We start from the raw sequence: 15,691 nt of genomic DNA on the forward strand, positions 1-15,691 counted from the left end.
AGCATCCAGAGGTTCAAAAACCTTGCACTTTCGTCGGCGAGCGCCGGGCAAATTGGGAAACTAAGCGACGAAACTACTATTTTGTAAGCTGTGTGGCTTCTAGATTCGCTCTGGAGACTTATTCAGCAAGCCCTATTTATATCGATATAAAAATATACATAATGAATATTTGAACAATACAAGTAATTACCAAACGTAGTTGGTAATTGGTAAATACTTAGAGTTTTAGATAAATTTTGATATCACGAAAAAAGCACAATGAGCAATGCCCAATGCCCTATTCTCCATTTTCTCTAAATGCGTCCAACAAGGCTGGCGACTACTGTAGCTAACTCAGCTGGTTCAATAGGTTTAGGTAAATGTAACTGATAACCTTCTCGTATAGCTCGCATTCGATCCTCTGCGCTGGCATAAGCTGTCAACGCGGCTGCGGGAATATTTCCCCCTAGTTCTGGTGGTTGCGATCGCAATTTGCGGATCAAAGAGTAACCATCCTCTTGGGGCATACCGATGTCGCTGACTAAAGCATCTGGTTTCCACTGGGTAATTACCTGTAATGCTTCTTGAACTGATGCTACAGACTGAACTTCGGCTTGGTACTGTTCGAGGACTGTGGTAATGAATTCACGCGCATCAGCTTGGTTATCTACAACCAGCACGCGCACGCCAAGGAGGGAGGGGGGGAGGATGGGAGAAGAAGAGAACGGGGGAGGGGGAGAGGTGAGACTGTTCACAAGTGGTAGCTTGACTGTAAATATTGCTCCTTGGTCTTCACCCTGACTATTTACGTGGACAGTACCGCCATGTAATTCTACTAAATGACGCACGATCGCTAATCCTAATCCTAATCCGCCATAGGATCTAGTGCTAGAACTATCAGCTTGACAAAAGCGGTCAAAGACGTAAGGGAGAAAGTCAGGACTGATACCAATGCCTGTATCAATCACCTGAATTTGGGCATATTTATCCGTTGTCTGTTGTTTTTCTTGGCCAGTGACTACTGACAATTGCACCTCTACCCGTCCTCCTGCGGGTGTGAATTTAATCGCATTGGATAGCAGATTCCAGATGATTTGCTGCAAGCGCTCGAAATCTCCAGAAACTAAGAATTGAGAATTTTCGCCAAGCTTGCTGTCTTCTGAGTCTTGACTGGTTTGGGATTGTGCTTCTGGAGATTCTAGATTTTCGTGATTGATTCCTAATCTTAAATCTGAATTTGGCGCGAAAGTGGCCACGGGGAGTATCCCTGGTGGCGCATTTGGCGTTTCTTTTGAGGGAATGAGGGAAAATCTCAAATCGATGGATTGGGCGGCTAAACTAACAGTCTCAAGCGCTGACTCAATCATCGGCACCAAATTGCAAGTATGGACATTGAGGCGTAACTTACCTCTAATCATCCGTGATATATCCAGTAAATCTTCAATTAGCTGGGTTTGCGCCTTCGCATTGCGCTCAATTGTCTCCGTAGCCCTAGCGATTTGGGTTGCACTGAGGTTGCTTCGTTGCAGTAATTGCGCCCACCCAAGGATGGCATTGAGGGGCGATCGCAACTCGTGAGATAATATCCCCAGAAACTCATCCTTCATCCGGTTGGCCTCTTGCAACTGTTCGGTTTGTTGTTGCAAAGAAGCAATTAAACTAGCCCGTTCCATTGCGATCGCTATTTGGTCGCATACTGCTTGCATCATCCCCTTTTGATTTTCGGTGAAGCTTGACCGAGTGCGACTACCAAAAGAAAGAGTACCTAACAGCCTTCCTTGGGCGATCAATGGGTAGGCATAATAAGCAGTAATACCTAAAGAGCGAATCAATTCTGTTTGCGGGTCAGTTGATTGCTGCACATTCTCTACAGCTACTGCACAACGCTCCTGGACTACACTACCGCAAACCGCTTCACCAAATGCCAAACATTCAATTTCCTTTGCTAATTCCTGAGAAATGCCACTATAAGACTCTAGCCGTATTACCTGAGAGTTATCCTCAACCAAATAGTTAAAGTAAATATCTAAAGCAATTTGCTGCGAGAGTTTTTGGTAGACGCTATCGATTAATACCGCTGGTTGCTGGCTCGATAGTAGATCGCTAGCTGTGTCGAATAATAGCTTTAGCCTTTTGTAACCTAACGAGAGGGCTTTTTCTATCTGCTTAAGTTTGCTAATCTCTTGGAACACCAAGATACAGGTAGCCGGATGACCGTGCATTGCTGGCAGGGTATCAGCAAATATTAGTAGAGAGCGTACACCAGAGCTAGTGTGCCAGTCTACCTCCAATCCATTCAGGCGTTCGCCAAGGGCAACCCGCACTCCTGGCATTTGCTCATTGGGAATGCGATCGCCAGCCGCATCTGTATAGTGGTAAACTGTGTGATAATCTTCGGCTGGTAAACCTTTGGGAAATTCGCCCCCAGCTAATTCGTCAGCAGAACGATTGGCAAAAGTTACCCGCGCCGTTCCTGGTTCGATAAACAGCAACGGTATTGGCATCAGATTTAACACATCCTCCAGCCATTTTTGCTGATTTAAGAGTACTTCCTCTGCCTGTTTGCGCTCCGTAATATCTAAAAATGCACCAACGCTTCCTCTGGTTTTACCCTCTTCGTCAAACAAGGGTGCAACGTACTCCAACAGGTTGAGGATTTTTCCATTTTCATGGACTATATCAATTTCCAACAACAAAGTTTGTAACTCAGTAATGCGGCGCTGTAGATCCTTGTTTAGTTGTAATATTTTTTCCTTGGCTTGCTCTTGCTCAGTGATGTTGCAAATCACAGTTGCTAAGGCAATTGGCTGATCTGTTTCGTAGGTTCTCAGTGCTTCTTGAGCGCAGTCGCGTTCATCGCTAAGGCGTTCAATAACCGCCGCACTTTGCCAAATCAAAACAGTAAAAATTACAATTATGACGATCGCCAACACCGATACTGCAAACGCTAAATCGTATTGTCCTGCCCGTTGACCTTCAACAATTATCCATCCTAATATAAAAGGTACTGCGATCGCGGCAATCAGCATTAGTACCAAGCTACCAACAAAAACAGCGATCGCACTTGCGACTTTTGCCACAAATGAATTTGCAGGAATTTTAAATATATCTTGCAGTTGCAAGCGGTTAACATTTGACATGGAGTGTTTTCTAACCGCATCTATCTAACGTAGTAAACTTCCGTATTTCTTACGGTTTAATCATTTCTACTCCTTGTATTTTACGCTACCCATTTACTTGCCTTTCATCTATCTTTATACATATTTTTTTTTGCACAATTTAGCGTAAGAAGTAATAATGCTTCAAAAAGCCACCTTTGGGGAATAGAAAAAAATAAATTAACCAGGACTTATGCAGCGATAATTGGTCATTGCGTTGGCGTCAGCCTTCCCGTAAGGTGAACGTCGCTGAAATAGCAAATGCGATCGCCGATATAAAACGATACGCTTGGGTTAAGCCCAAAAAATTAAATTTTGTAGGTTGGGTTTCGTTCCTCAACCCAACGTTTTCAAGCCTTTGTTGGGTTTCGTTCCTTAACTGAACCGTATTGCGATATAACAATGTAGAGACGTAGCACTGCTACGTCTCTACAAGGGTTTTTGGGTGAATATTTCAAAATTGGAGAGTATGTCGCTTACCATCGTCTTGGAAACGTTGCTCTCCAACACCAACAACTTCCACAATCACTTCACGCACTAGAGGTGTCCATTCCCCAACTCTTGCTCCAATTTCTACTACTGTTTGGTTAGCGTCTGTAAATAGGCTGATATTTGTGAGTGAAAAGTTTTTATCTTGATACTCGTTTGTGTGTCCATCATCTTCAAATAGCTGATATTCATTATTACCAGGCCAAATCCGTAATCGGATCTCGTCGAGTGGAGTTTCATCAACGTATTGCCTGACAGGCTGCATGGGAATGATCGCACCACCACGGACATACAGGGGCATTTTTTCCAATGCTGCATGAGCCAGAATGTGAATCGGTCCTTCATAGCGATCGCCACTCCACCAATCATACCAAGTGCCTGCGGGTAAATAGACAGATCGATGTTCAACTCCAGGGCGGTATATTGGTGCAGCCATCAGCGACGCACCTAACAATACTTGATCGTAAAGAGTGTAGGTTTTCGGATCGTTGGGGAAATGGTATAATAATGGTCTTAAAATTGGTGCGCCAGTTGTTGCCGCTTCCCAGAAAAGACTGTAAATGTAGGGCAGTAGTTGATAACGTAGATTGATATATTCTCGACAGATATTTTCAACGCGATCGCCAAATACCCAAGGTTCATGACGAGCAGTAGACATTGCCGAGTGTCCGCGCATCAATGGGTACAGCATTCCTACCTGCATCCACCGAGCAAATAATTCAGCTGTGGCATTACCAGCAAACCCGCCAATGTCGCAACCCACAAACGCCACACCCGAAAGCCCCATATTGCAAAGCATCGGCAGAGACATTTCTAAATGCTCCCACAACGATTGGTTATCCCCCATCCACACAGAAGACCAACGCTGCACACCAGCATAACCCGATCGCGTTAACACAAACGATCGCTCTGCGCCTCGATGCCGTTGCAACCCTTCATAACAAGCTTTAGCCATCATCAACCCATACAAGTTATGCACTTCTGCATGAGTAGAAGAAGACACCGGGACATTCCCCTCATCTTCCCCCTGCGGTGCATCTAGGGGAAACCAAATTTTGTTACCATTATCGCTGAAAGGGCGATCGTTTATAGCAGGTTCATTCATATCATTCCAAATTCCTGCCACCCCAATATCAGTTAAGCTTTTGTGTAAATCAGCCCACCAATTACTCACATCAGGACGTAAAAAATCAGGAAAAACAGCTTTATCAGGCCAAACGTAGCCGTGGAACAACTCGCCATTAGCTTTACGCACAAAATAGTCGTTTTCTATTCCTTGGTCAAAAACCTGATAATTTCCTTCTGGTTCATACTTCACACCAGGATCAATGATTGTAACTGTTTTAAAACCATTTTGGGCTAAATCATCAATGAGTTTTGCCGGATTGGGGAAGCGTTGAGGACTCCAAGTAAACACCCGATAACCCCGCATATAGTCAATATCCAAGTGAATAACATCGCAGGGAATGCGGCGCTGACGAAATTCTTGCGCCAGTTCCCGCACAACGGTTTCGGAATCGTAACTCCAGCGACATTGATGATAGCCAAGCGCCCATTTCGGCGGTAATGGCATTCTCCCAGTTAGCTGAGTGTAAGTCTCCAGGATTTGGGCAGGTTCGGGGCCGTAGATCATGTAATAATCCAATTCATCGCCGCGAGTCTCCATTTTCCAGATACCTGGTTGTTCAGCACCGATATCGAACTGACTCCAAAAAGTGGTGTTAAAAAAGATGCCATATCCCACATCTGGACGCAGAGCCATGAAAAACGGTATGGCTTGGTACATTTCATCAGTAAGTGTATCATAATCTAAGGCATCAAATGTCCAATTAGTTTTTACCTCGCTGAGTTTATCGAGCCAACCTGTGCGTTCACCAAAACCATAGAAATGTTCATCAGTGGCAATTTGCTTCCAGCCTGCAACTGCACCCATTCGCCAACCCATACCCATCTCTGCATCTTCGGCAAACGGACGATTAGCTTTATCGAAACAGGTAATGCGACACTTTTCTCGGCGAACGCACACACGAATCTGTGCTGTTTCAATTTCTACCTTTGCTTCAGTTTCTTGTACTGTAAAAGGTGTTGTTGCCCATTCTGCATCATCCAGCGTCACAGCCCAAGAGCGGCGCGGTATAAATTCTCCAGTTGGTGCAAAACGGACGCGGATTAAATTGGGAGCAAGTACGCTGATGGTGAGGCGTGAGTCGCCGCAGTCAAAATTGATCGCCTTATGATCCCAAGTTACAGCTTTGATATTGCTAACAGTTGTCCAAGGTTGGTTAGTAGTGGGTAGTTTTCCAAAATATTGCGGCATATCATTTATTAAGCACGTTAACACCTGTCCGCATTCATGATTACAGACTTAATCAGCCTCAAACTCTTTCTTTTGTTAGAAGTTGACAGGATTTACGCAAACAATAGCCAAAACCCTTATTTTTGGGTAGGGGTAATTCATGTAGCTTTAGCTTCCCGCAGGGTATTGCCCTTACCGCGTGTAGTTTTGCGTAAGTCCTATTACACTGCTTCGTGGCTGTCACATCTTGGCAGACAAGGGATTTATTGGTGGAGAATGGCAAAGTGATATTTCCGTCAACGTTTTGGTATTGATATGCTTACTTTTGAACAACATTCTGTGTTTTAAATCACATAAAACGTAGTATTTAAAAAAGTTATTAATAGTTAATTTTCCTTTTTAAGCAGGAATGAGCTTAATTGATGCCTATTATTCTAAAACAATTGTTAACCTGATAAATTTGCTAATATTAAGATGTTATTGAAAAAAATGGTATTAATATTGTATAATTACATGGTTTTGGCATAAAAGTTAAGATGTAAAACGTTTTAATAAGTTGATTTTTATTCTGTATAAATCTAGTGAATAAAATAGAAAAGACCTTTGCACTGACAACACCGCTATATTATGTAAATGATGTCCCCCATATAGGCAGTGCTTATACGACGATCGCAGCAGATGTAGTAGCGCGATTTCACAGGTTGCTGGGGCATCAAGTATTGTTGATTACAGGTACAGATGAACATGGGCAAAAAATTCAGCGCTCGGCAGAAAGTTTAGGGAAAGCACCACAAGATTTTTGCGATGAAATTGTCCCTAGTTTCGTGAGTTTGTGGCAGTTACTAGACATTCAATACGATCGCTTTAGTCGGACTACTGCACCTCGTCATGAAGCGATCGTTAAAGAGTTCTTTGAGCGAGTATGGGAATCTGGTGATATCTACCAAGGGCAACAAAAAGGCTGGTACTGCGTATCCTGTGAAGAATTCAAAGAAGAACGGGAACTGCTAGAAGGAAACCGTTGCCCGATTCACACTAACAAAGAAGTCGAGTGGCGAGACGAGCAAAACTACTTTTTCCGCTTATCCAAATACCAAACTAAGCTAACAGAATTTTACCAATCTAGACCAGATTTTATTCAACCAGAAAGTCGGCGTAACGAAGTTATTAGCTTTGTTAATCAAGGACTACAAGACTTTTCAATTTCACGGGTAAATGTAGATTGGGGTTTTCCAGTACCAGTTGATCCCAAGCACACCCTTTATGTCTGGTTTGATGCCCTGCTCGCTTATGTAACGGCATTGCTAGAACCAGATGCAGAACCGACTTTAGCAAATGCCTTAGCAACATGGTGGCCGATTAACTTGCATCTAATAGGTAAAGATATTCTGCGCTTCCATGCAATTTACTGGCCAGCAATGCTGTTGTCGGCTGGTTTACCCTTGCCAGAGCGAGTATTTGGGCATGGCTTTTTGACTAAAGATGGTCTGAAGATGGGTAAAAGTGTGGGTAACACCCTTGATCCGGTAGCCTTAGTTCAGCGCTATGGTAGTGATGCCGTTCGTTATTACTTCCTTAAGGAAATCGAATTTGGCAAGGATGGAGATTTTAATGAGGTTAGGTTCATTAATGTTCTGAACGCAGATTTGGCAAACGATTTAGGTAATTTGCTTAATCGTACCTTGAACATGGTGAAGAAATACTGTGCTGAGAATAATGTACCATCAATCGGCAATGAAGGAATTCCTGACGAAAATCCTTTGAAAGCAATTGGTTTACCTCTAGGGGAACAGGTAAACCAAGCATACCAAGAGCTAGCTTTCAATCAAGCCTGCGAGGTGATCCTTTCGCTGGTGCAAGCCAGTAATAAATTTATTGATGAACAAGCTCCTTGGTCATTATATAAACAGGGACAGCAGGAATCGGTGGAAAAAGTTCTCTACGCAGTTCTAGAATCAGTGAGACTCGCAGCTTATCTGCTATCTCCGATTATCCCGAACATCAGTAGCGATATTTATCAGCAGCTTGGCTTTGACATAAACTTTAACGATCAAATACAAACTTCAGCGATCGCTCCTTTTGCCATCCATGCGACTTGGGGGATACTATCTAGTAAACAACAATTGGGTACACCCCAACCGATTTTTAAGCGAATAGAACCTCTAAAAAACGATTAGTCCTGAATCGAACTCTGATTTTGTGCAATTTCTTATTCTCTGGTAAAAATTTATCGGGGCTTACTTTAATTAGTCCCGGAACATTATCATAAGCCGCTGTGACTAGAATCTAAAAGTTGGTAATTTGTATCAAAAATAACAAGGATAAAAATTGAGGTATGACAATGATGTTGAATAATTTGGAAAACGATTCAATATTTACGCCAGAACAAGTTTTAGAGAATCGGGGCAGAGTCGCCATATTTATTGATGGATCAAATCTATTTTACGCCGCACTGCAACTAGGGATTGAAATCGATTACACGAAGTTGTTATTTCGATTAACTGGAGGTTCTAGACTACTGCGTTCTTTTTTTTACACTGGTGTAGATCGGACAAACGAGAAGCAACAGGGGTTTTTGCTGTGGATGCGTCGCAATGGCTATCGAGTCATTGCGAAGGATTTGGTACAGCTACCAGATGGCTCCAAAAAAGCTAATTTGGATGTAGAAATAGCAGTAGACATGATGGCGTTAGTAGATTCTTATGATACCGCAGTTTTGGTTAGCGGTGATGGTGATTTGGCTTATGCGGTAAATTCGGTGAGCTATCGCGGCGTGCGGGTAGAAGTGGTGAGTTTGCGTTCGATGACCAGCGACAGCTTAATTAATGTAAGCGATCGCTACATTGATTTAGAAGCCATCAAAGAGGATATTCAAAAAACCCCTCGCCAAAGCTATCCATACCGTCCATTATCTGGGATCGGTTTTTTGGAAGACACTAGAAATGGTGATGGGCACTTAGAAATCCAAGAATAATGAAGCAGCATCAAGGCAGAAAGAATCAAAGAAGGTTCTCAAGAATTAAGGGGGAAAGTCAAATAAATTTCCCCCACTTGTGTTTATTTCCATCTTTGAGTTCTTTACAACCTAGAACAAATTGGTATTATCTGCCTTTGACCTTTTTCTTGGTAATTGGTTTAGTTGCTTGCGGGGGCAAATCCCCCCCAGCTTCTCAACAAAATGCTGCGGGTTCATCTAACCAAGATAGCGATTTGACTTTCTTTGATGTCACCCTAGAACAAGCAGATGAAATGGGAAAACCGATTTGGAAAGTCCGAGCTAAAACCGCAAAATACACCAAAGAAAAACAAATTGGTCAAGCTGAAAGTCCTTATGGTGAACTGTACCAAGATGGCAAAGTGGTTTACCAAATCAAGGCAGATGTAGCAGACATTGAACAAGATGGAAAGCAGTTGTTTCTTAAAGGTAAGATATTTGCCACAGATCCTAGTAATGGGATTGTATTGCAAGGTAATGAATTAGAATGGCGTCCCCAAGAAGATTTGTTGATTGTCCGCAACCAAATCAACGGTAGTCATAAACAACTACAAGCAGTGGCGCAAGAAGCGCGAGTCAAAACCCGCGAACAGCGCATAGAATTTTCTGGAGGGGTAATAGCAAATTCGGCTGATCCCCAGTTGCAAGTGCGAACTGAGCATTTAATCTGGAAAATCAAAGAGGAAAAACTGATTGGCGATCGCCCCATCCAAATTGATCGCTACAAAAATAATAAAATTAGCGATCGGGGCAAGGGAAATGCTGCCGAAGTCAACTTAAAAACGAAAATTGCCACTATCCAAAAAAATGCTCAACTAGAATTACTAGACCCACCACTGCAAATAGCGAGTAATTCTATGACTTGGAACATGAATACCGAAACTGTCACAACAAACTCGCCTACACGCATATTCCAGCGTGTCGAAAATGTCACTGTGACAGCTAATCAAGGTGAAATGAAAATACCGCAAAAAACGGTTTATTTAACAGGTAACGTCAACGCTGTTGGGCAGCGTCGCCAGTCTCTGAGATCCAATACACTAACTTGGTATCTAGACAATAAGTTAGTTGAAGCTCAGGGAAATGTAGTTTATCGGCAACTTGACCCCCCATTAAATTTTGCGGGTGAGACAGCCGTTGGTAATTTGCAAACAGAAAACATTGTTGTCAAAGGTGGTAGTTCTAGCGGTAGAGTAGTAACGGAAATTATTCCCCAACAAAAAGCTAATCGCCAGTAGAATTACTAGAGAATTTGCATCACAACTAGAGTCATGTCATCAGTGTTTTGCTTATCAGAACCAATGAATTGCTGAACTTGGTCAAAAAGATAATCCACAATCTCCTGTGGCCCATTGCAGTACTTACAAGCCGTATTAAAGCTAGTGACAAAGTTATCTTCGTCAAAGCGATCGCCACTAGCGGCAGCGGCATCGGTCAATCCATCTGTATAGTAAATAATTGTATCCCCAGGCTCCAACTGTACCTGGGCATCTTCATATAGGCTGTTAGCATCCAAACCGATTAACATTCCTAGAGTATCTAAACGGCTAACAGTTTTCGTAGCTGCATGCCACCACAAAGGAGGATTGTGTGCTGCATTGCTATAAGATAAAATTCGGTTATGGGGATTATATTCTGAGTAAAATACTGTTACAAAGCGGTGGGAATTTTCCAAATCCGCATACATAACTCGATTTAAGTTTTGCAGAATTCTGGCTGGGGAATTACTATGTAGCACTTCTCCCCGTAGCATTCCCCGCATCATCGTCATAATCAGCGCAGCGGGCACACCTTTGCCCATAACATCCCCAATAACCAAACCCCAACAACCAGTTTCTACACTATCTTTGGTGTTTGGCTGAATCTGAATCTGATTGTGATTAGTGGCGATAAAGTCGTAGTAGTCTCCGCCGACCCTATTAGCAGGTTTACAGCGTGCTGCGAGGACTGCACCAGGGATTGTGGGGCATTGACGTGGTAGAAGTCGCCGTTGAATTTCTGCGCCAATTTCTAGTTCTTGGTCTAGGCGTTCTTTTTTTCTTAGTTCTACGGCTAGTTCATCGTTTTCGATCGCTACTGCTGTTTGGTCTGCCACTAACCTAACTAATTTTTGCCTAGTTTCTGTCCAACTATATTCTGGATCGCGGCTCAAGACATATAGCCATCCCCGTTCTGTATGCTTCACCAGAATCGCCGTACCAAAGATTTGCACATCTGGCCCCAAATAGCGATGCATCTGGTCATCCAAAATCCCCGTAGCATTTGCTAAAGGCGCAGTATTGGGCATAAGCGTGATTTGACTGCTGGCTATTTCTAGCGCTTTGCGGATATTCTTTCGCTGACGACTATCTTGCCAATGTAGCTGCTCTAACCTGACTTGACCATTAGGTTTGTAGAGAAACAGGGCGCTGCCATCTGCGTCTGTTACTCTCGTTGCCATCAGCGGAATCAGTTCCAAAAACTGATTCAAATTATTGAAGCTTCTGAGGGCAAATCCTAAAGAACTTAGCAAATCTTGAATTTTATTCTGTTCCCGGTGCAACCTTGCTACGAGTTCTTTCAGCGCCACGACTGGAGTAACATCCGTTGCAGCACTACTATTGTTGTCAATGGGTTGAGAGGGCAGTTGAGACACAGGCACAGGTATTATTGCATTTTATATTGGCAGATTTCAGATTACTTATAGTCTTTTGGCTTTGGCATTGCTAAACCATAATTAGACAAGACTTGTCACTTTAGCAAGAGTATAAAGACGTAACAAGGAAATTTTATAAGTATTTTATTTGCTTATTGCATTTCTGATTGAATATTAAGAATTTCCAATCATGTATTTCTCATCAAAACCTAACCCGTAAAAATCACTAGTTTCGGTAATAGTTCAGAAAGCTTTTGATTTTTTCGTAACTTAATTCCCAAAGCATATCTCTAAATTCATAAAAATACTTTATTAAAAGAATAATTCATGACGTTTTTAGAGTGACTCTTTGGCCAGAGGCAACTAGGAAACTAAAATTCTTTTGAGTGAAAACCTCTAGAAGCGCTCAAATCGAGCTTGGGTTTGGTAAAAAACAGACTTGCACTCATTCCCAAATCTGAGAATTTGTAAATTAAGTCTGTAAATATTTAATTTGTATACCATAATTGCCGCGATAATCGCCAAAATTGAGCTTTTCCATTTTTAATTTCTCATCTTACGAATTTTGAGTTGCTGAAGAAAGATGCAAAAATTCAACCGATTGAAACGGGATAAAAGTGTTTGAAAAGTATTGGGCGAGTAGCGATTTTTACTCGCTAGGGCTAGGATATTTTTACTTGCTTTTAGTAAAGGCTTCAACCTTTACTACAAATCTTTAATTATTCACGCCCACCTACTTAGTACAACAGCGGAAATAAACCAACCATTGCAAATCAATATAACGCTTGCGGTATGGGAATTCCGAATTTCGCACAGCCGTACTAGCCACTTAAGAGCGCTTCGACAAATTCATAGCTGGAAAAGGGGCGTAGGTCTTCAATTCCTTCACCAGCACCAATAAAGCGAATCGGTAAACCTAGCTGCTGCACAACAGCAAGGGCAACGCCGCCTTTGGCAGTGCCATCTAGCTTGGTTAAGACAACGCCACTCAGTTGGGCAGCTTGAGAGAAAACCTCAGCTTGCCGCAGTCCATTTTGACCTAAAGTGGCATCCAGAACCAATAACGATTCTACTTTAGCATTTGGGGCTTTTTTGGCGATAATTCGCCGGATTTTACCGAGTTCGTCCATTAAATTTTTCTTGTTTTGCAGTCGCCCAGCAGTATCTACTAGAAGTAATTCTGTTTGACGCGCTTGGGCGGCAGCGATCGCATCAAATACAACTGCCGCCGGATCTGTATTCTTCCCAGGATTGGCAATTACTTCTACACCACTTCTACTACCCCAAACCTTCACCTGTTCCACAGCGGCGGCGCGGAATGTGTCTGCTGCCCCAATCAAGCATTTATAACCAGATTTTTGTCCCAGATGGGCAATTTTGCCGATGGTAGTGGTTTTACCGGCACCATTCACGCCAGTAATTAACCAAATGTTCAAGGTTTCTTTTTCTGGAGTAAAACTAGTTTTGTGAGATGCTTTGCTTGGCGCATCTAGCATATCCCGGAGGATTTTTTTCAGGTAAGCGATCGCTTCTTCTGGTGCGGTAACTTCTTCTCGAAGTTTTTTCTGTAAGGCATTGATAATAAAGTCTGTCGCCTGTACACCCACATCAGCTTGCAGGAGCAATGCCTCAATTTCTGTCACCGCAGCTTGGTTAAGCGGTCCTTGACCAACGATCGCCTTTAGTTGGTTGAGGATGCTACGGCGAGTTTTGTCTAACCCTTGCCGGAGCTTTTTCAGCCAGGTAATTTCTTCAATAGAAACGTCTTCTGGACTTCTACCTTGAGCCGCTAGGACTTTCGCCGACCAGACAAACCCATCATCAAATACCACTCCTGTATCTGAGGTTGTAGCTACTGGCTGTACTACCTCCGGTTCTGGGACTTCAATGGCGGTGGCTATTAGTTGTTCCAGCTTTGTTTGCCGTTCTGCCGCCGCCCGTTCTAAGAAAGATAAGCTGGCTGGTGCTGTTGGCTGTGTTGCCTCTGGTGTAGCTGTAGGTATTAGTTCAGCTTCACTTGCGCTTAGTACGGGACTGGAGACATCTGGCTCTTCAGCAATTGCTGCTATTGAGGAATCTTCTTTAATTTCTTCCTCAGTAGCTACTTGAGTAACTTCTAACTGTGCTGTTTCTAAGATTGTACTGGCAGATTCCTCAGTTAGTTTTGGTTCGATGATTTCCGCTTGTGCTGATAATTCTGTTGAATCAGGCAGGGTTTCTACTACCTGGGATTGTTGTTTTTGCTGGATATTTTTATATGCAGCTTTAGCAAACGCCAACAAATCTGGTGTAGTTTCAGCAGTTGGTGTTAAGGTTTCGGCTGGCTCTGCTTGGGGTTCTTGTGCAGAAGGCGTTTCTTCCTGCTTCTGATCAGAGGGGGTGTTAGAGGAATCGTTATGTTGACGACGGAACCAATTAAAAACCATTGCAGCAGTATTAGTTGTTATGCGAATTATAAGTTATGAGTTATGAGTTTAATTTAACTTTTCACTTGACAAAACCTGCCTCCGCAGGTCAAAAAACCAAGGGTTTGCTCTTAGTCCACGGAGGTGAACTAAGTTTTGTGTAGTAGCGAATTCTATTCGCCTAATACTTCTCTCCACGGCAATATAGAAATTACGAATTACCCGTCTGTATTATGCGGTTTTTTTCTGCTCTGTGACTCGACGCAGAACACCGTTAATAAACCGATGACCTTCGTCTCCACTGTAGCGTTTGGCTAGTTCCACTGCTTCGTTGATGGCGATGCTGTTGGGAACTCCTAAGAACTCCATTTCTGCCACAGCAATTTGGAGGATATCGTGGTCAATTTGGGCGAGGCGATTTACTTGCCAATCTACTAAGGCAGTAGAAATAAGTTTATCTATAACATCACGATGTTCATTGACTGTAATCACAAGCTCTTTAGCGTAATTGCGAACTCCCTTGTCCTGATTCGCTAACTGAATCAATTCCGGGAAATCAACTGCGGTACCCAACTGATTGATTGCTGTCTGGGTGCAGACGATCGCCTCTTGAAGCATTGTTCTAGCAGTATCGAGGTCGGAGGCGCGAGTTTGGCTACTTAAGAGGCGATCGTTACTGCGTTGTAGTTCACCTGCGGCATTATTGAGAGTATCTTGCACTTCTAAAGTCAGGGTGCGTACTGCTCCTAATACCAACTTCGATACTAGTTGATCGTCTTGCAATTTATCCAATTTCTTTGGGTTGACTGGCAATTGGCTAATGCTCAAAAGCGCCAATTCACGAGCAATTTGCTGGGGTTTACGAGGTTGCATAAAACTGAGGGGTGATTGTGCGAGAACTGATTAACTAGGCGGGACAGACTTGCAAGTTTATCAATTTTGGCACAGTCAAACAACAACATTACGCATTTGCTTGTGACTTTGCCGGATTGATTTTAAGTTTCTTCAAGGGGACTAACCTGCTGCTTGATTTCGTCGTGTTTGACTTCCAACGTGACATCTTTGGGGGAAATCAACGGCATATTGGGGGCGACAATACCACCTGACACAACTATTTTAAAGGCGTCTTCAATCGACATGGAGAGGTTCACCACCTCGTCTTCAGGGACGACTGCGTACCATCCGGTAGTCGGATTTGGGGTGGTGGGGATAAAAACACTCAGCACGGGACGAGGCATCTGGGCCTGGATATCACTGCTAATCGCACTAGTGACAAAGGCGATCGCCCAAATTCCTCGGCGGGGATACTCTAACAAAATTACCCGGCGAAACTTGCCATTGGAATCTTTTAATATTGTTTCTAAAAGCTGCTTGAGGGTTTTATATACTTGTCCAGCTAAAGGAATCGCCTGTAAAAACCGCTCACCAAAATCTAGCAACCAGCGCCCAGCAATATTCCGAGCCATCAAACCCATCAACAGTATACTTAGTAGTGGTACAGCTAATCCTACTATAAGATTCAGTATATTTACTAAAATTGGGTTTAACCCATCAAAAGGATTAAGTTGTTTGGGAATTTGGGTGAGGAAGTTAATTACCCAAGTAGCAATGGTAATTGTCAGCCAGATAGTGGTTGCTAGGGGAATTACTACCAACAAACCAGCAATCAGGTCGTTTTTTAAGTCCTGTTTTAGGCGATCGATTACCAAGCCCCGATTCTCCTGTTTTAAGCTA

At 43.0% G+C, this 15,691-nt stretch carries 9 protein-coding genes; 3 read left to right on the top strand and 6 right to left on the bottom strand.

What is annotated here, in order from left to right:
• Positions 1–293: 293 nt before the first annotated feature.
• Together ACEW80_RS31015 and ACEW80_RS31020 are read right to left on the bottom strand one after the other, a co-directional pair.
• On the bottom strand, positions 294–3,119 hold the full coding sequence (locus ACEW80_RS31015) for an ATP-binding protein (RefSeq protein WP_373530290.1): 2,826 nt from the start codon (positions 3,117–3,119) through the stop codon (positions 294–296).
• A gap of 472 nt (positions 3,120–3,591) precedes the next feature.
• Complete coding sequence (locus tag ACEW80_RS31020; RefSeq protein WP_373530291.1) at positions 3,592–5,943, bottom strand: glycoside hydrolase family 31 protein; 2,352 nt, start codon at positions 5,941–5,943, stop codon at positions 3,592–3,594.
• Between the two features lie 551 nt (positions 5,944–6,494).
• Here ACEW80_RS31020 and metG point away from each other — a divergent pair.
• The 3 genes from metG to lptC all read left to right on the top strand — a co-directional run bounded on the left by metG (position 6,495) and on the right by lptC (position 10,155).
• Positions 6,495–8,099: a methionine--tRNA ligase gene (metG, locus tag ACEW80_RS31025; protein WP_373530297.1), complete on the top strand. Its 1,605-nt coding sequence runs from the start codon at positions 6,495–6,497 to the stop codon at positions 8,097–8,099.
• A gap of 167 nt (positions 8,100–8,266) precedes the next feature.
• On the top strand, positions 8,267–8,896 hold the full coding sequence (locus ACEW80_RS31030) for an NYN domain-containing protein (RefSeq protein ID WP_373530298.1): 630 nt from the start codon (positions 8,267–8,269) through the stop codon (positions 8,894–8,896).
• Positions 8,896–10,155: an LPS export ABC transporter periplasmic protein LptC gene (gene lptC, locus ACEW80_RS31035; protein ID WP_373530292.1), complete on the top strand. Its 1,260-nt coding sequence runs from the start codon at positions 8,896–8,898 to the stop codon at positions 10,153–10,155. Before ACEW80_RS31030 ends, lptC begins: the two co-directional genes overlap by 1 nt.
• Before the next feature lie 5 nt (positions 10,156–10,160).
• Here the strand turns inward: lptC and ACEW80_RS31040 are convergent, their stop codons facing one another.
• From ACEW80_RS31040 to ACEW80_RS31055, 4 genes are all read right to left on the bottom strand, one after another.
• On the bottom strand, positions 10,161–11,558 hold the full coding sequence (locus tag ACEW80_RS31040) for a PP2C family protein-serine/threonine phosphatase (protein ID WP_373530293.1): 1,398 nt from the start codon (positions 11,556–11,558) through the stop codon (positions 10,161–10,163).
• 815 nt (positions 11,559–12,373) lie between these two features.
• Positions 12,374–13,978, bottom strand: a complete 1,605-nt coding sequence (gene ftsY, locus ACEW80_RS31045; RefSeq protein ID WP_373530294.1) for a signal recognition particle-docking protein FtsY — start codon at positions 13,976–13,978, stop codon at positions 12,374–12,376.
• Between the two features lie 210 nt (positions 13,979–14,188).
• Positions 14,189–14,830, bottom strand: a complete 642-nt coding sequence (gene nusB, locus ACEW80_RS31050; protein WP_373530295.1) for a transcription antitermination factor NusB — start codon at positions 14,828–14,830, stop codon at positions 14,189–14,191.
• 122 nt (positions 14,831–14,952) lie between these two features.
• The coding region (locus ACEW80_RS31055) for a DUF502 domain-containing protein (protein WP_373530296.1) at positions 14,953–15,691 on the bottom strand (739 nt) is incomplete at its 5' end.

The organism is Nostoc sp. (assembly GCF_041747015.1).
Taxonomy (GTDB): domain Bacteria; phylum Cyanobacteriota; class Cyanobacteriia; order Cyanobacteriales; family Nostocaceae; genus Nostoc.